The organism is Streptosporangium sp. NPDC050855, assembly GCF_044456585.1.
Classification (GTDB): Bacteria; Actinomycetota; Actinomycetes; order Streptosporangiales; family Streptosporangiaceae; genus Streptosporangium; species Streptosporangium longisporum.
In genome coordinates this window covers 90020-105974 of the sequence record NZ_JBITFY010000004.1, presented here as the reverse complement: position 1 = coordinate 105974, position 15955 = coordinate 90020, and the positions used below count along the sequence as shown (strand labels likewise).

The window sequence follows — 15955 nt, the reverse complement described above, 5'->3', positions numbered from 1 at the left end:
ATGGGCAGCACACTGATCAACCCGGCGACCGGCGAGTCCCTGGCGCGGCCGGCCGACACCCCGGTCGCCGAGGTGCCGGCCGCGGTGCGGCGGGCGCGGGCCGCGTTCGAGGAGTGGGGTGCCGCGATCCCGGCCGAGCGGGCCAGGGTGCTGCTGCGCTTCGCCGACCTGGTCGAGGCCGACGCCGAGGAGCTCACCCGGCTGGAGGTCGCCGAGACCGGCAAGCCCGCCGCGGTCTTCCGCGACGGCGAGCTGCCGTTCGCCGCGGACAACCTCCGCTTCTTCGCCGGTGCGGCCCGCTCGCTGGACGGCACCGGCGCGGGCGTGTTCAGCGCCGGGTACACCTCGGTCATGGTGCGCCGCCCGGTCGGCGTCGTGGGTTCGATCGCCCCGTGGAACTTCCCCCTGGTGATGGCGGTGTGGAAGGCCGGCCCGGCGCTCGCCGCCGGGAACGCCGTGATCGTCAAGCCCGCCCCGCAGACGCCCGGCACCACGCTGAGGCTGGCGGAGCTGTTCGCCCGCGCCGGGGCGCCGGACGGACTGTTCCAGGTCGTGCTGGGCGACGGCGAGGTGGGCCAGGCGCTGGTCACCGACCCGGGCGTGGACATGGTGAGCGTCACCGGCTCCACCGAGACCGGACGCGCCGTGATGCGCGGCGCCGCGGGCTCGCTGAAGCGGGTCCACCTGGAGCTCGGCGGGAAGGCGCCGGCGCTGGTCTTCGACGACGCCGACCTGGACGCGATGGCCACGGGCGTGGCGATGGGCGCCACCTACAACACCGGGCAGGACTGCACGGCCGCGACCCGCGTCTACATCTCCCGCGGGGTGTACGACGAGGCGGTCGACGCGCTGCGCGCGACGCTGGAGCGCGTCCGGCCGGGCGACCCCTGGGACCCGGCCTCCGACATCGGGCCGCTGATCTCGGCCGGTCACCGCGAGCGCGTGCACGGGTTCGTCGAGCGCTCCCTCGCGTACGGCGCCTCGGTGCTGTGCGGGGGCGTGCCCGGTGAGGGGCCCGGTTTCTACTACCCGCCCACGCTGATCGCCGGTGCCGACCAGAGGAGCGAGGTGGTCCAGGGCGAGCTTTTCGGCCCGGTCCTGGTCGCCCTGCCCTTCGACGGCGAGGACGAGGCGGTGCGGCTGGCCAACGACGTCCCCTACGGGCTGGCCTCCTCGGTCTGGTCGGGGGACGTGGCCAGGGCGCTGCGCGTCTCGCACCGCCTGGACGTGGGCGTGACCTGGGTGAACGACCACCTGCCCATCGCCTCGGAGGCGCCGCACGGAGGGGTCAAGGGCAGCGGCTTCGGCAAGGACATGAGCCAGGAGGCGGTCGGGGAGTACTCCGTGACCCGCCATCTGATGATCAAGCACCAGGCTCCGGAGGTGAGGGATTCCTTCCGGCCCGCCTGAGATTTTTGCACCGATAGATCCTTTTTGTGGGAGTCTGTCGGCATTTACTCCATTCGAAGTGACATAAAGGATGTGCTCAAATTGCTTCCGCCGCTTCCAAATCCGGCGAGGGGTTACGTAGGCCAGTGATGACACAAGACCGCCGGAACCACCGGACGTCAGGAGTGGGCAGCCGCCTTCTGCCGGCGAACTGGCGCGTGCGTCCCCGTCTGGTCGCGCTGATCCTGCTCCCGACCGCCGCCGCCGTACTGCTCACCGGCCTCCAGCTGACCACCGCCCTGTCCACGGCAGGGGAGTACCGACGGATGAGCGAGGTCGCCTCGCTGGTCCAGTCGCTCGGCACGCTCTCGCACGAGATGGCCGAGGAACGCGACCGCACCGCCTGGTACATCGCCAGCGGCACCCGTGCCCGGCTCGCTCAGGTCAGGGAGCAGCGCGAGGTGGTCGACCGCAGCGCCGACGAGGTCGTCGAGGCGGTCGAGGCCCTCGACCAGTCCCAGGCGGCCCGCATCCGTACCGAGACCGCCCAGGTCCGCCGCTGGCTCGACGGTCTTCCCGGCCTGCGCAGGCTGATGACCAACGACAGGGTGCTGCCGCGTGCGGTCCTCGGCATGTACAGCCGGATGATCGCCGACTTCATCACCCTGCACGACGACCTCGGCCGCAGCGGCGGCGACGAGCGCCTCATCGGTGACGCGCTCGCGCTGGGCGCGCTGAGCCGGGCCAAGGAGCAGGTCGCCCGGCAGCGGGGCACCCTGCTGGTCAGCTTCCTGGACCGCAAGTTCGACTTCGACGACCCGGCCGACCTGCTGGGCGCGTACCGCAGCCAGCAGAGCGAGGAGAACGCCTTCCGGGCGACCGCCTCCGCCGGCCAGATCGAGCAGTTCGGCGAGGTGGTCGGCGGCTCGCAGATCATCCAGGCCAATGCCATCCGCACCCTGGTCATGTCGCTCATGCGGGAGAACAAGCCGCTGGAGCGGGTCGGGATCAACTGGAACAGAAGCGCGGAGACCTGGTACAACGCCGTCTCGGCCGAGGTGAACGGCATGCGGACCGTCGAGCGCGGCCTGAGCGCCGCGGTGGTGGCCCGCAGCCAGGAGATGGAGAGCGCCGAGCAGCGCAGCGCCATCATCTCCGGCGCCGCGATCCTGGTCCTGCTGGTGCTGATCCTGCTCATCACCGCCTGGGTGGCCGGCACGCTCGTCCGGCCGCTGCGCAAGCTGCGCAGCGAGGCGCTCGAGGTGGCCGGCAGCCGGCTCCCCGAGACCGTCCGGGTGCTGCGCGAGTCGGGCGACCACGCCCCCGACATCGAGGTGCCCTCCATCGGGGTGGCCTCCCGCGACGAGATCGGGGAGGTGGCCCGGGCCTTCGACGAGGTCCACCGCGAGGCCATCCGGCTGGCGGGCGACGAGGCCCGCCTGCGCAGCAACATCAACGCGATGTTCGTCAACCTCTCCCGGCGCACCCAGTCGCTGGTGGAACGCCAGATCGACCTCATCGACGACCTGGAGCAGGGCGAGCAGGACGAGGGCCGGCTGGGCAGCCTGTTCAAGCTGGACCACCTGGCCACCCGCATGCGCCGCAACTCCGAGAACCTCCTGGTCCTCGCCGGCCAGGAGCAGAACCGCCGGTGGAGCGAGCCGGTCCCGCTCAGCGACGTGGTCCGCGCCTCGCTGTCGGAGGTCGAGAACTACGAGCGGGTCAACCTCCGGGTCGAGTCGGGCACCCTGATCATCGGTCAGGCCGTCAACGACATCGTCCACCTGGTCGCGGAGCTGGTGGAGAACGCGATCTTCTTCTCGCCGCAGGACACCAAGATCACGGTGACCAGCAACGGCAACGAGATGGGCGCCGTCATCCTGGCGGTCACCGACTCCGGCATCGGCATGAGCGACGAGGAACTGGCCGAGGCCAACCGGCGGCTGGCCGAGCCCCCCGCGGTGGACCTGTCGGTCTCCCGGCGGATGGGCCTGTTCGTGGTCGGCCGCCTGGCCATGCGCCACGGCATCCGGGTCCAGCTCAGAAGGCCGGACACCGGCGGTCTGAGCGCGGTCGTGCTGCTGCCGGCACAGGTGGTGGCCCAGGCCACCGCGACGCCGGAGCTGGCCATGGCGGGGCAGGGCATGCCGTCCGGCTCCTTCGGCGGGTCCGGCGTCCCGTTCGGGTCCGCCCCCACCGCGGGACCGTTCGCCTCGATGAACCCCGACCCGTTCGGCACGTCGCAGCGGCAGGACTCGTTCGGCTCGGCCCAGCGTCCCGACCCGTTCGCCGCGGCGCAGAACCCCGACCCGTTCGCCGCACCGCAGAACGCCGGGTCGTTCGCCTCCGTGAACCCCGACCCGTTCGCCTCGGCGCAGAACGCCGGGTCGTTCGCCTCGGCGAATCCCGACCCGTTCGCCTCCGCCAACGACCCGTTCGCCTCCGCGCCCGGCGCGGGCCCGTTCGCGGGCGCGGGCCGGGCGCAGGGCGGGCCCGGGCAGCCCGCACCGGCGCCCGCCCCGGGCCAGACGTCGGCGGACCTGTGGTCGGAGCCGGTGGTGTCGGCCTCCGCGGTGGAGGACCTGTGGTCGTCGCCGCTGGCGCCGACCCCGGCGCCGTCGTTCCCCTCGGCCTGGCCGGAGCCGTCCTCGGCCGACCCGTGGGCGGGCCGGCGGCCCGAACCGATGGACAGCACCCAGGCCCTGCCCGCGGTGGACTACTCCCCGACCGAGCCCGAACCCGAGGAGTTCCTGCCGATCTTCGCGGCGGTGGGGTCCGACTGGTTCCGTACCGCCCAGCAGGCCGCCTCCGAGGCGGAGCAGAACCACGACGGCGAGGGCGAGCCGGACCGGTCCGACACCGAACACGCCGCACAGCCCGCGGCCAGGTCCGCCGCCGAGAGCAGGCCGCGGCCGCTGGAGCAGCGGGTCAGGCGGGGCCCGCAGGGACTGGAGACCCAGAACATCCCGCAGATCTCGCACTCCTCCCCGCAGCCCGAGCAGGGCCGGCCGCTTCCGCAGCGCCAGCCCCGGCAGGTCCAGCAGCCGTCGCAGGCCCCGCAGCAGGTCGCCTCCCAGCAGGCCCCGCGGCAGGCCGATCCGCTCGGTGCCGCACCCACCGGCAGGCAGCCGTGGAGCAGCCCCTCCGACCAGGGGTGGGCGGCCGCCGAGGTCGCCAAGAAGCCCGTGGAGGGCGGGGTGACCGGGGCGGGCCTGCCCAAGCGGGTGCCCAAGGCCAACCTCGTCCCGGGGTCCGCCTCGACGGCCGCGCCGGCGCCCGCCGCGCCGATGCCGCCGATATCGGCCGAGCGCGTGCGCAGCCGTCTGTCCAGTTTCCAGCAAGGCGTACGGCAGGGACGCGCCGAGATGAGTGAGCGCGCCAACGCCGTCGAGGGAGAGAACCAGCAGTGAACAACCAACTCAGCCAGGCCGCCCGCGGCTTCAACTGGCTGATCACCGAGTTCGTCAAGGAGATGCCGGGGGTGGCGCACGCGGTGATCGTCTCCGCGGACGGGCTTCCGCTGGCCTACTCCCAGGGCTTCCCCCGGGACCGCGCCGACCAGCTCGCCGCGATCACGGCCGGACTGATCAGCCTCACCCAGGGTGCCTCCCGCGTGTTCGAGGGCGGGCCCGTGGCACAGACGGTGATCGAGATGCAGCGGGGTCTCCTGCTGACGATGTCGATCAGCGACGGTTCCGCGCTGGCCGTCCTGGCCTCGCCGGACTGCGACATGGGCCTCGTGGCCTACCAGATGACCCTGCTCGCAGAACGTGCCGGTCAGGCGCTCACGCCTGCTCTCCGTGCCGAGCTGCAGTCGGTACAGCGATAGGGGGGTGATATGGACGCACCAGGTTGGCGTGGGCCGGGGGACGACCCCCTGAGCACGCCTCAGGCCAAGAGCGGGCGAGATCGACTGATTCGCCCGTACGCTGTGACCGGGGGCAGGACCGCCCCCCGGATGCAGCTCGCTCTCGAGGCTCTGGTCTCCTCGGCGACGTTCGCGAGCGTGGATCCCGCCACACTCTCCACGCTCTCCACGGAATATCAGGCGATCATCTCGCTGTCCCGGCAGGTGCGCTCGGTCGCCGAGCTCTCCGCCCTGTTGCGCATGCCGCTCGGCGTGACCCGGGTGCTGATCGCGGACATGGCGGCCGAGGGCCTGGTGCAGATTCACCAGCCGTCACTGGATGCGGGTAAGCCGGATCTCAATCTGCTTGAAAGGGTGCTCAGTGGGCTTCGCAGGCTCTGACGCCGGAATGACGTCGACGAAGATCGTCGTCGCCGGCGGTTTCGGTGTCGGCAAGACGACCTTTGTCGGTGCGGTCTCCGAGATCATGCCGTTGACCACGGAAGCGGTGATGACAGAGGCCAGTGCGGACGTCGACGACCTCTCGCACATACCGTCGAAGCGGACCACCACGGTGGCCATGGACTTCGGCCGGGTCTCGCTGGACCGCGACCTGATCCTGTACCTGTTCGGTACGCCGGGTCAGCACCGGTTCTGGTTCATGTGGGACGACCTCGTCAAGGGCGCGATCGGCGCGATCGTGCTGGTCGACACCCGGCGGCTGGCCGACAGCTTCCCGGCGATCGACTACTTCGAGGAGGCAGGCCTGCCGTTCGTCGTGGCCCTCAACGGGTTCGGCGGATCGCACATCCACGGCGAGGAGGAGGTGCGGGAGGCCCTGACGATCTCCCCGCACATCCCCATCGTGCGGACCGACGCCCGATCCCGTGACGCGGTGAAGTCGACCCTGATCGCCCTGGTCGAGCACGTCCTCACACTCCGGGTCTGACACCCCGGCGCGGGGCCCCGTCCTTCCCGGGACGGGGTCCCGGTCGTTCCCACGGGCGAGACGGTCGTGAGGCGGCGAGCAGGCCGGCCGCGCGCCGGACGCGAGCCGTGTCCGGCGCGGCGGAGGACGGCCGATAAACGCGTCACTTATATCGGGATAGGGCACCTGATAATAAACGCCGTCCCCGTGCCCGGTTCATATCCGTACGTGGCGGCGAATGTTCTGTCCCGGCGCCGTTCGCGCCATCGGTGTCACCGCGCCCGGACGAATCGCGCCTGAAAGGCGCCCTTTCCGGGCCGCGCTTCGCCGAAGGGATCGCGCTTTCGCCCGAGGGGCCGCGCTTTCGCCCAAGGGCCGTGCTTTCTCCCGAGGGGACGCGGGAAGTCCTGTGGGACCCATGGCATCCTGTGGTGCCCATGCCCGGTTGTCTCTCCCGTAACCTGTCGCGGACGGTGTTCTTGATCGGACATTCGGCGTTGACGATGGCAGTAAAATAGCTATGCACGTGCATGGAATTCTGCCATTCTCGGGTGGAGCACGGCTCCCTCACGCCGTGCGTCCCGGGGGGATCCATGAGATCACGTGCGTTCATTGCCGGTATTTCGGCGCTGGTACTCGTCGCGGTCACCGGATGCGGCGGCGCCAGGGAGCCCGCCGGGGCCGCGGGCGCCTCCGGCCCCGAGAAGACCAGGATCAACGTCGGCACGATGCCGGTCGTCGACACGGCCCCGCTGCAGATCGCGCTGGACAGGGGGCTGTTCAGGAAGCAGGGTCTCGACGTCACGCTGAGCACCCTGGCGGGTGGCGCGGAGGCCGTCCCGAAGCTCAAGGGCGGCAGCCTGGACATCAGCTTCGGCAACTACGTCTCCTTCTTCAGCGCCCACGCCAAGGGCGTCGTCGACCTCAAGATCGTCTCCGACGGCTTCCGGAGCGCTCCCGGGACGCACACGATCATGGTCGCCAAGGACAGCCCGATCCGGACCATGGCCGACCTCAAGGGCAGGACCCTCGCGATCAACACCAAGCGCAACATCGGCACGATGCTGGCCCGCGTGGCCGCCAAGGCGCACGGCGTCGAGCTGGACGAGGACGAGAGCTTCGTGGAGTTCCCCTTCCCGGAGATGGAGGGCGTGCTGAAGGCCGGCACGGCCGACGCGATCGTGGTCGTGGAGCCGTTCGGCACCTTCATCGGCCGGTCCACCGGCGCCCGGCTCCTGTGGGACCTCTCCCAGGGCCCGACCGCGGACTTCCCGATCGCCGGCTACGCGGTGACCTCGGAGTTCGCCGCGGCGAACCCGAGAACCGTGGCGGCGTTCCAGCAGGCGATGGCGGAGGCCAAGGCGCTCGCGGCCGACCGGGCGAACGTGGTCGCGATCATCCCGAAGTACACCACCATCACCGCGGACGCGGCGGCAGGCCTCGCCATCGGAGGCTTCCCCGCCACGCTGAAGGCCACCGACCTCCAGCGGGTCGCCGACACCATGCGCGAGTCCGGCCTCCTCGGCGAGACGCTCGACGTGCGGGACCTCATCGCCACCGGCACATGAACAGGACCCGCGTCGTCCGGGGGGTGATCGGGGCCTTGGCGGCGACGGGCCTGGCCGAGGCGGTCGTCCGGCTGGGGGTCGCCGACCCGGAGGTCGTCCCGCCGGTCTCCGCCGTGCTGCTGCGGTCCGTCACGCTGGCGGGGGACCCGGTGTTCCTCGCCGGTGTGGCGGACACGGTCCTGGCCTGGCTGACCGGGCTGGCCCTGGCCGTCGTCGTGGCGGTCGTCGCCGGCGTGGTGCTCGGATCGGTTCCCTGGCTCAGCGCGCCGAGCCGGGTCGTGGTGGAGTTCCTCCGCCCGATCCCCTCGGTGGCGCTGATCCCGCTGGCGATCCTGCTGTTCGGGGCGGAGACCGAGATGAAGGTCTCCCTGATCCTCTACGCGGCCTCCTGGCCCGTCCTGCTCAACACGCTCTACGCGCTCCGGGACGTGGATCCCGTGGCGAAGGACGCGCTGCGCAGTTTCGGTTTCGGTCCCCTGGCCGTGCTCTGGCGGGTCTCGCTGCCCAGCGCGGCGCCGTTCGTGGCGACCGGGGTGCGCGTCTCCGCGGGCATCGGGCTGGTCGTGGTCGTGAGCGCCGAACTGCTGAGCGGTGGCGCGAGCGGCCTGGGCGTCTTCCTGATCGCCGCGGGCAGCTCCGGGGGCAACACCGACGTGATACTGGCCGGTGCGGTCTGGGCGGGAGCGCTCGGTCTCGTCGTCAACGCGCTGCTGGTCCGCCTGGAGCGCGGCGTCTTCCGCTGGCACTTCGCGCGCCTCGAAGGGGCGGCACGATGAGCCGGGCCGGTGCGGCGGTGCGCGACGTCGTCACCGGGGCGGTGTCCCGGCTCTGGCTCGCGGCCGTGCTGGCCGCGCTCTGGGAGGCGGCCACCCGGCTCGCCCGGGAGAGCTACTTCCCGCCGCCGTCGCGGATCGTCGCCACGATGTACGAGCTGTGGTTCTCCGGTCCGGCGAGCCGGCTGTTCCTCACCCAGGACGCGCTGGACGACTTCGGGCACAGCCTGTTCAACCTTTTCGGAGGCTGGGCGCTCGCCGGTCTCGCGGGGGTCGCCGCCGGCATCGCGCTGGGCCTGTCGCGCACGCTGGCCGACTACGTGGAGCCCATGATCCACTTCGGCCGGGCGGTTCCGCCGCCCACCCTGATCTCCTTCTACATCGTGGCGTTCCAGCTCGGGACGCCGATGCAGGTGGCGACCATCGTCTCCGGGGTCGTCTGGCCGGTGCTGCTCAACACCATCGACGGCGTCCGTACGGTGGAGCCGCTCCATCTGGACAGCGCCGAGGTCTTCGGGGTGCGGGGGGTCCGGAGGCTGCTGTGGATCGTCGTCCCCGGCGCGGCCCCCAAGATCGTGGCCGGGCTCCGGATCAGCCTGGGCCTCGCCCTGATCCTGATGGTCCTGTCCGAGCTCATCGGGAGCACCGTGGGCATCGGCTCGCTTCTCATCGGCGCCCAGCGCAGCTTCGAACTGCCCGAGATGTGGGCGGGGATCGTGATCCTGGGCGTCCTGGGATACCTGCTCAACGCCGTCTTCGTGGCGGTGGAGAGGCGGCTGCTCAGGTGGCATCTGAACGCGCGGAGCGCGACGTGAACCCCCCGACGGACATCGAGGACGCCATGCGAGTACTGATCATCGGAGGGGGCGTCGGGGGGCTCACCGCCGCCCTGAGCCTTCACGCCGCCGGTATCGGCTGCGCAGTCGCCGAGTCGGCCGCGGAGCTGCGCCCGCTCGGGGTGGGCATCAACCTGCAACCCCACGCCGTCCGGGAGCTGACCGAGCTCGGCCTGGGGGACGAGCTCGCGCGGCTCGGCGTCCCGACGAGCTCCATGAGGTTCACGGACAGGTTCGGCGGGACGATCCTGTCGATGCCGCGCGGAAGGGCAGCCGGGTACGACTGGCCCCAGTACTCCGTTCACCGCGGTGAGCTGCAGATGCTGCTCCTGTCCGCGGTGCGTGAGCGGCTCGGCGCCGGCGCCGTCAGGACCGGGCTGCGGCTGGAGGACTTCGAGCAGGACCCCGGGCGGGCCGCGGAGCGGAACCCCGGCCAGGGCTCCGGCCGGGGCTTCGAGCAGGGCTTCGAGCAGGGCTCCGGGCGGGACTCCGGGCGAAGTGAGGCCGGGGTCGGCGGTGTCACGGCGTGGCTGCGCGACGTGCGGACCGGCGAGCGCCTGACGGAGAGGGCCGACGTCCTCGTGGGCGCCGACGGCATCCACTCGACCGTGCGTGCCCGGCTGCACCCCGGCGACGGGCCGCTGCTGTGGAACGGGATCCGGATGTGGCGGGGAACGGCCGAGGCGGAGCCCTTTCTCGACGGCACCACGATGGTCGTCGCGGGCTCCAACCTGTCGGCCAAGTTCGTGGCCTATCCCGTCTCGGCGCGGCCTCGGGGACGAGCGCTGATCAACTGGGTGGCCGAGGTGGTCACCGCCGGGCCCGGCCCCGTCCCGGCCGCCGACTGGTCCAGGCCCGGCCGCCTGCGGGACGTGCTCCCGCACTTCGACGGCTGGAGGCTGCCCTACCTGGACGTGCCCGCGCTCGTCTCCGCCTCGGAACGGATCCTGGAGTACCCCATGGTGGACAAGGACCCGCTCCCGGAGTGGGGGACCGGCCGGGTCACCCTGCTGGGGGACGCCGCGCACCCGATGTACCCGGTGGGCGCCAACGGCGGCTCGCAGGCCGTGCTGGACGCCCGGGTCCTGGCCAGGGAGCTGGCCGGGGCGGCCGATCCGGCCGCGGGACTGGCCGCGTACGAGAAGGAGCGCAGGACCGCCACCACCGGGCTGGTGCTCGCCCACCGGGAGCTGCCCATGGAGCGGACCATCGCGCTGGTCGCCGAGCGGGCGCCCGGCGGGTTCGACGACATCGCCGACGTGCTCACCCCCCGGGAGCTGGCGGACATGGCGGCCGCCCAGCAGAGGATCACCGACGTGGACGTGAGCGCCCTCAACGCGCGTCCCTCGTGGAGCGTCCGGCGCAGTGCCGGGTAGGGGGCGGCCGGTGAGCGCGAGGAGCGCGTCACCGGCCCGGCCGTCACATCGGCCGTCACACCGGTCGTCACACCGGTCGTCACACCGGCAGGGCCTCCACGATGGACGCCCCCTGGGTCAGCTCCACCTGCCGGCTGAGCCGGAAGCCGGAGGCCTCCAGCAGCGCGGCGTACTCCGAGGCGCTGCGCTCCATGCCCTCCCCGAACAGGGCGAGCATGCGCATGTCGATGTCCTTGCTGATGTGCGGCCGGTCGTCCTCGGGCACCACGGCCTCCACCAGCAGCACCCGGCCGTCGTCGGAGACGGCCCTGCGGACGTTGCGAAGGATCCGCACCGAGTCCTCGTCGGACCAGTTGTGGATGACGCTGCTCAACAGATAGGCGTCAGCGCCCTCGGGCACAGAGACGAAGAAATCGCCGGAGACGAATCTGCACCGGTCTTCAACAGAGGTGTCGGCGAAGAATCGCCTGGCGTCGTCGACCACCTGTTCCTGGTCGAAAAGAATGCCCGACACATTTGAATACCTGTTCAGGACGGAGGCCAGGATGTGTCCCTTGCCGCCGGCCACGTCCACCAGCGTGCGCACGCCGGAGAAGTCGTAGCGGTCGGCCACCGCGTCCGCGAAGGGCCTGGCCCTGACCACCATGTAGTCGTTGAACAGGGCCCCGGCCCGGGGGTTGGCCTTGAGGTAGCCGTACAGCGGGCCGTGCCGCTCGGCGAACCCCGACCTGCCGGTACGGGCGGTCTGCGGGACCTTGCCCATGCCGTACCAGAAGCCCTCCTCGGAGATCATCCGCACCGCGGGGCGCAGCGAGCCCGGCACGTCGTCGCGCAGGGTGGCTCCGGCCTCGGTCAGCTCGTACACGCCGGGCCGTACCGTCGCGACGATGCCCATGGAGGCCAGCTCGCGCAGCACCCTGCCGAGGGCGGGCGCGTCGGCGCCGCAGCGCCGCGCGAGCTCGTCGACGTCCAGGGGCCCGTCGCGCAGGTGGTCGGCGCAGCCGAGCTCGGCCATCGTCGCCAGGGCGGCGAAGCGGGAGACGCCGCCGATCACGTCCCAGACCGGTGCCTGTGGGTTGCTCATGAAGGATCCTCTCTTTCCGGCGTACCGGTGGGTGAGGGGGCCGGCACGCCAGGGGGCGGGCGTCCACGCCGGGACGCCGGCGTGCCCGGGGCGGGGGGCACGCCGGTTCCGGCGGGTGCTCTTCACGGCGCCGGTCCCGGGATCGGGATGTCGCGATCCGGGGTCCGGGGCCGGGGGTCAGGGGGCCGGGGCGGGCGGGGCCGGGATGCCGCGTACCAGGCGGCCGACCTCGGCGCGGAGGTGGACGAAGGCGGGGTGCTGGCGGGTGGTGATGTGGTCGCGGGGGCCGGGCAGGTCCACGCGCAGGTCGCCGACGATCCTGGCGGGGGCCTTGGACAGGACCACGACGCGGTCGCCGACGTAGACGCTCTCGTCGATGTCGTGGGTGATGAGCAGGATCGTTATGTTGTGCAGGCCGCGTACCCGCAGGGTGAGGTCCTCGAGGTCCTCGCGGGTCTGGGCGTCGACCGAGCCGAAGGGCTCGTCCATGAGCAGCAGGGCGGGACGGTAGGCCAGGGCACGGGCGATGGAGACCCGTTGCTGCATGCCTCCCGACAGCTGCCAGGGGTACTTGGCCGCGGCGCCCTCCAGGCCGACCTGCGCCAGTGCCTCCATCGCCGTCCCGGTGCGCTGCCGCCGGTCCATCCCCCTGCGCCGCAGCGGGAGCGAGACGTTGTCGGCCACCGACATCCAGGGGAACAGCGAGCGGCTGTAGTCCTGGAAGACCACCGCCAGGTTGTCGGGTGTGCGCTCGACGCGGGTGCCGTTGATGACGACCTGGCCGCCGCCGGGCTTGAGCAGCCCCGCGATGGAGCGCAGCAGGGTGGACTTGCCGCACCCGGACGGGCCGACGACGCAGACCAGCTCGCCCTCGGCGACCTTGAGGTCGATGCCGCCCAGCGCGTGGTGGGCGGACGGCCCGCTGCCGTAGGTGTGGGTCAGGTTGGTGATTTCAAGCACGGCAGATCCTCAGGTCGTCTGCTTGGCGGAGCGGTGCCAGGACAGGACACGCCGCTCGGCCACCAGGAAGGCCGAGTTCAGGACGTATCCCAGGACGCCGAGCACCACGATGGACGCCCACACGCCCGGAAGGTCGTACGACCGCTGGGAGTCCAGGAGCTGGAAGCCGATCCCGTCGACGCTGCCCACCAGCTCGGAGAGCACCATGAGGATCAGCGCCAGCGACAGGCTGACCCGCAGCCCGGCGAAGATCTTGGGCATGGCCGAGGGCAGGATGACCCGGAACAGGCGCTCGCGGCCGGACAGCCCGAAGACCCGGGCGGTGTCCAGGTGCTGGCGGTCGACATGGCGGGCCCCCTCGGAGGCGTTGATCAGGACGGGCCAGACGATGCCGAACGCGATGAAGCTGACCTGCATCCGGGTGCCGATCGCGAACAACGCCAGGAAGAACGCCAGCAGCATGGGCGGGGGGATGGCCCGGGCGAACTGGATCAGGGGGTCGACGAAGCGGAAGAGCAGCGGGGAGCGGCCCAGCGCGACCCCGAGGGTGATCCCGGCGATCCCGGCCAGCACCCATCCGAGCAGCAGCCGGCCGATGCTCACCGGGATGTTCGTCAGCGCCGCGTCGGTGAGCCACAGCCGCTCGGGAGGGCCGGTCAGCCACATGGTGTGCATGCTGGCGGCGATCTGCGACGGAGGCGGGAAGGTCAGCGCCTCGGCCGAGCGGGCGGCCAGCTCCCACAGCACCAGGGCCACCGGCACCGGCCACAGCCGGGCGGCGGCGCGCAGCGCGCCGCTCATCAGACCACCTCCGTACGGGCGGTGTGCCAGCGGAAGACCCGGCGTTCCACCAGCACGAACAGGCCGTTGGTGAGCACCCCGATGACCCCGGCCCAGATGGCCGCGGCGGTGACGTACTGCACCGCGTCCACGCTGCCGGCGCTCTCCAGCACGTAGCTGCCGATGCCGTCGTTGCCGCCGCCGATCAGCTCCGTGCTGATCGCCACGATGAGCGCGATCGCCGAGGCCAGCCGGACGCCGGTGGCGATGAACGGTGCCGTGCTCGGCAGCGAGACCCGCCACAGCACGGCCGACCTGCCGAAGCCGAAGCTGCGCAGCGTCTCCTTGGCGAGCGGGTCGACGTCCTTGAGGCCGTACATCGTGTTGATGAGGACGGGCCAGGTGGCCGCGTAGACGACCAGGGTGACCTTCATGTCGAATCTCTCGGAGAACACCGCGAGCGCCAGCGGGATCAGCGCGATCGACGGGATCGGCCGGAGGAACTCCAGGATGGGCCGCAACGCCCTCTCCACCTGGGACGAGGTGCCCAGCAGGAACCCGGCGGGCACGGCCACCGCGAAGGTGATCAGCAGGCCGGAGGCCCACACCCCGAGGGTGGAGGCCACGTCGGACAGGAACGCCTCGTCCGTGAGGAGCGACGCCGCCCGGCCCAGCACGGTGGAGGCCAGCGGGAAGGCGGCCGGGTCGATGAGCCCGGTCCGGCCGGCGGCCTCCAGGACGCAGAACAGCCCCGCGGCGCCGAGAGCGCCGCAGAGCAGTTTGCTGTCGAGCGGGTGGTACGTTCTCACCCGGGGTTTCCGGGGAGGATGACCTTGGCCTGGATCGGCTCCTTCAGGTAACCCTGCTCGACCATCAGGTCGGCGACCCGCTGCAGCCGGGTCTCGTCGAGGCTGGTGGGGAAGGACCCGAGGGTGATCACGGCCGCGGTCGCGGCGTCGATCTTGGTGTAGTCCGGCAGGACCTCCTCGACCGCCTTGCGGTCGGAGGCGGCGATCTGCTGGGCCTTGCCCATCGCGGCCTGGAAGGCGGCGACGGTCTTGGGGTTGTCGTTGGCGAACTTCTCGGTGACGACCACGCCGGCGATGGGGAAGTCGGCGGTGGAGTCGACCATCGTGTCGGCGAGCTTCTGGGCGCCGATGGTCTTCTGCACGGCGGTCAGGTGCGGCTCGGTCATCCAGGCGGCGTCGACGGTGCCGTTCTCCAGCTGGGTCCTCATCTCCGGGAAGGGGAACTCCACGAAGGAGACGTCGCTCTCCTTCAGCCCGTGCGTCTTGAGGACCGAGGTCACCGCCAGGGTGCCGATGTTCTTCCTGCTGTTGACCGCGATCTTCTTGCCCTTGAGGCCGGCGGGCGAGGTGATCGAGGACCCCTTGGGCACCATGATGTTGAAGGAGTTCGGGGTCGCCTGGTACATGTCGGCGATGATCTTCAGCTTGTTGCCCGCGGAGACGGCCAGGAAGGTCGACACGTAGTTCGTCTGGGTGGCGTCCAGGGTGCCGCCGAGCAGGGCCTGCTGGGCCTGGGCCCCGCCGACCACGGTCTCGATCGTGACGTCCAGACCAGCGTCCTTGAAGAAGCCCCTCTTCTGGGCGATGTAGAGCGAGGCCGAGTCGGGGATGGGCAGCGCACCGATCTTGATGCTGGTCTTCTCCAGGCCCTTCGCGTTCGCGGCGGCGGTCTTGGCCGGTTCGCCGGAACCGCCGCAGGCGCTCAGTGCCAGGGCCGCGGCGACTCCCGCGATGACGGCCCGGCTCGCAAGTCTGAACCTCATGGGTCTCCTTAGCTGCGTTTGACCGCCCCGTCCGGGACTCGCCGTGGAACGCATCGGGCGACATGAAGGAGGCCCCGGGAGGCATGTCGGTCGAGGGGGGATGCCGACCGCGGATCAGAGTAGCGGAGTAGATCAGTCAAATCATAAATAACGCCCCTTTCGCCCCTATCGTCCCTAAGTCACAAAGCGGTCATATGCATCTCACGCATCACACTCGTACCAACAACAGCGGAGGGCTTAGCGGGCGCGTTGAAAGTTGTCAAGAAAGCTGTTTCGCATCTTTGTGGGATTTTGTGGTCATAGGGGGGTGTGGCGCTGCCCGGTTGCGGGCGCTATGTACCCGTTCATGGAGAGATGCGCGATATGTGCTGTTGGCCGATCTCATCCGGCTGTGCTCCAATAACCCCTACCCCATGGATGCGTCGGCGTCACTTGCACATCACTGCGTGACGCGATCCCCTCCAAGCAGACGATCCGAGGAGAGGCAGCGGAGGCCAGTGAGGACAGCGTCAACCCCCAGCGAACGCGAATCCGGGCTGGCACCTGCCCTGGGATCCGCCAACCGGGGGACAGGGCCCCGGGGCGGCCCCGACCCGGACCCCGAGGGAAGCGATTCCGACAG

General features: G+C 71.1%; 14 protein-coding genes. 9 read left to right on the top strand and 5 right to left on the bottom strand.

Translation table 11 applies throughout. The features are described 5' to 3' along the window. From ACIBCT_RS11245 to ACIBCT_RS11205, 9 genes are all read left to right on the top strand, one after another. The gene (locus tag ACIBCT_RS11245) at positions 1-1410 is read left to right on the top strand and encodes an aminobutyraldehyde dehydrogenase (RefSeq protein ID WP_399187287.1); all 1410 of its coding nucleotides are present in this window, start codon (positions 1-3) and stop codon (positions 1408-1410) included. A gap of 197 nt (positions 1411-1607) precedes the next feature. Next, positions 1608-4799, top strand: coding sequence for a nitrate- and nitrite sensing domain-containing protein (locus ACIBCT_RS11240; protein WP_399187285.1), 3192 nt, complete (start codon positions 1608-1610; stop codon positions 4797-4799). After that, entirely contained in the window at positions 4796-5218 is a 423-nt protein-coding gene (locus ACIBCT_RS11235; RefSeq protein WP_307562194.1) for a roadblock/LC7 domain-containing protein, read from the top strand. The genes ACIBCT_RS11240 and ACIBCT_RS11235 overlap by 4 nt, the downstream gene beginning before the upstream one ends. A 9-nt stretch (positions 5219-5227) precedes the next feature. Next, positions 5228-5638, top strand: a complete 411-nt coding sequence (locus ACIBCT_RS11230; RefSeq protein WP_344888251.1) for a DUF742 domain-containing protein — start codon at positions 5228-5230, stop codon at positions 5636-5638. A 7-nt stretch (positions 5639-5645) separates the two neighbouring features. Further along, the gene (locus ACIBCT_RS11225; RefSeq protein WP_399187283.1) at positions 5646-6185 is read left to right on the top strand and encodes a GTP-binding protein; all 540 of its coding nucleotides are present in this window, start codon (positions 5646-5648) and stop codon (positions 6183-6185) included. 572 nt (positions 6186-6757) lie between these two features. Continuing rightward, complete coding sequence (locus ACIBCT_RS11220; protein ID WP_399187281.1) at positions 6758-7732, top strand: ABC transporter substrate-binding protein; 975 nt, start codon at positions 6758-6760, stop codon at positions 7730-7732. After that, complete coding sequence (locus tag ACIBCT_RS11215; RefSeq protein WP_399187279.1) at positions 7729-8508, top strand: ABC transporter permease; 780 nt, start codon at positions 7729-7731, stop codon at positions 8506-8508. The genes ACIBCT_RS11220 and ACIBCT_RS11215 overlap by 4 nt, the downstream gene beginning before the upstream one ends. Then, positions 8505-9320: an ABC transporter permease gene (locus ACIBCT_RS11210; RefSeq protein ID WP_399187277.1), complete on the top strand. Its 816-nt coding sequence runs from the start codon at positions 8505-8507 to the stop codon at positions 9318-9320. The genes ACIBCT_RS11215 and ACIBCT_RS11210 overlap by 4 nt, the downstream gene beginning before the upstream one ends. Further along, positions 9317-10717, top strand: a complete 1401-nt coding sequence (locus ACIBCT_RS11205; RefSeq protein WP_399187275.1) for a flavin-dependent oxidoreductase — start codon at positions 9317-9319, stop codon at positions 10715-10717. The genes ACIBCT_RS11210 and ACIBCT_RS11205 overlap by 4 nt, the downstream gene beginning before the upstream one ends. 79 nt (positions 10718-10796) lie before the next feature. Here ACIBCT_RS11205 and ACIBCT_RS11200 read toward each other — a convergent pair whose 3' ends face one another. The 5 genes from ACIBCT_RS11200 to ACIBCT_RS11180 form a co-directional block, all read right to left on the bottom strand. Next, the gene (locus ACIBCT_RS11200) at positions 10797-11801 is read right to left on the bottom strand and encodes a methyltransferase (RefSeq protein WP_399187273.1); all 1005 of its coding nucleotides are present in this window, start codon (positions 11799-11801) and stop codon (positions 10797-10799) included. A 177-nt stretch (positions 11802-11978) separates the two neighbouring features. Beyond that, entirely contained in the window at positions 11979-12761 is a 783-nt protein-coding gene (locus ACIBCT_RS11195; protein WP_399187271.1) for an ABC transporter ATP-binding protein, read from the bottom strand. Between the two features lie 9 nt (positions 12762-12770). After that, the gene (locus ACIBCT_RS11190) at positions 12771-13562 is read right to left on the bottom strand and encodes an ABC transporter permease (RefSeq protein ID WP_399187269.1); all 792 of its coding nucleotides are present in this window, start codon (positions 13560-13562) and stop codon (positions 12771-12773) included. Next, a complete protein-coding gene (locus ACIBCT_RS11185; protein ID WP_399187267.1) occupies positions 13562-14350 on the bottom strand; it encodes an ABC transporter permease in 789 nt (262 codons plus the stop codon). Before ACIBCT_RS11185 ends, ACIBCT_RS11190 begins: the two co-directional genes overlap by 1 nt. Continuing rightward, entirely contained in the window at positions 14347-15333 is a 987-nt protein-coding gene (locus ACIBCT_RS11180; RefSeq protein ID WP_399187265.1) for an ABC transporter substrate-binding protein, read from the bottom strand. The genes ACIBCT_RS11185 and ACIBCT_RS11180 overlap by 4 nt, the downstream gene beginning before the upstream one ends. Positions 15334-15955: the final 622 nt, after the last annotated feature.

Bases quoted from the DNA above. Each gene is read 5' to 3' on its own strand.
- ACIBCT_RS11245 (WP_399187287.1), top strand. From the start codon at position 1: ATGGGCAGCACACTGATCAACCCGGCGACCGGCGAGTCCCTGGCGCGG.
- ACIBCT_RS11230 (WP_344888251.1), top strand. From the start codon at position 5,228: ATGGACGCACCAGGTTGGCGTGGGCCGGGGGACGACCCCCTGAGCACG.
- ACIBCT_RS11225 (WP_399187283.1), top strand. From the start codon at position 5,646: ATGACGTCGACGAAGATCGTCGTCGCCGGCGGTTTCGGTGTCGGCAAG.
- ACIBCT_RS11220 (WP_399187281.1), top strand. From the start codon at position 6,758: ATGAGATCACGTGCGTTCATTGCCGGTATTTCGGCGCTGGTACTCGTC.
- ACIBCT_RS11215 (WP_399187279.1), top strand. From the start codon at position 7,729: ATGAACAGGACCCGCGTCGTCCGGGGGGTGATCGGGGCCTTGGCGGCG.
- ACIBCT_RS11210 (WP_399187277.1), top strand. From the start codon at position 8,505: ATGAGCCGGGCCGGTGCGGCGGTGCGCGACGTCGTCACCGGGGCGGTG.
- ACIBCT_RS11200 (WP_399187273.1), bottom strand. From the start codon at position 11,801: ATGAGCAACCCACAGGCACCGGTCTGGGACGTGATCGGCGGCGTCTCC.
- ACIBCT_RS11190 (WP_399187269.1), bottom strand. From the start codon at position 13,562: ATGAGCGGCGCGCTGCGCGCCGCCGCCCGGCTGTGGCCGGTGCCGGTG.
- ACIBCT_RS11180 (WP_399187265.1), bottom strand. From the start codon at position 15,333: ATGAGGTTCAGACTTGCGAGCCGGGCCGTCATCGCGGGAGTCGCCGCG.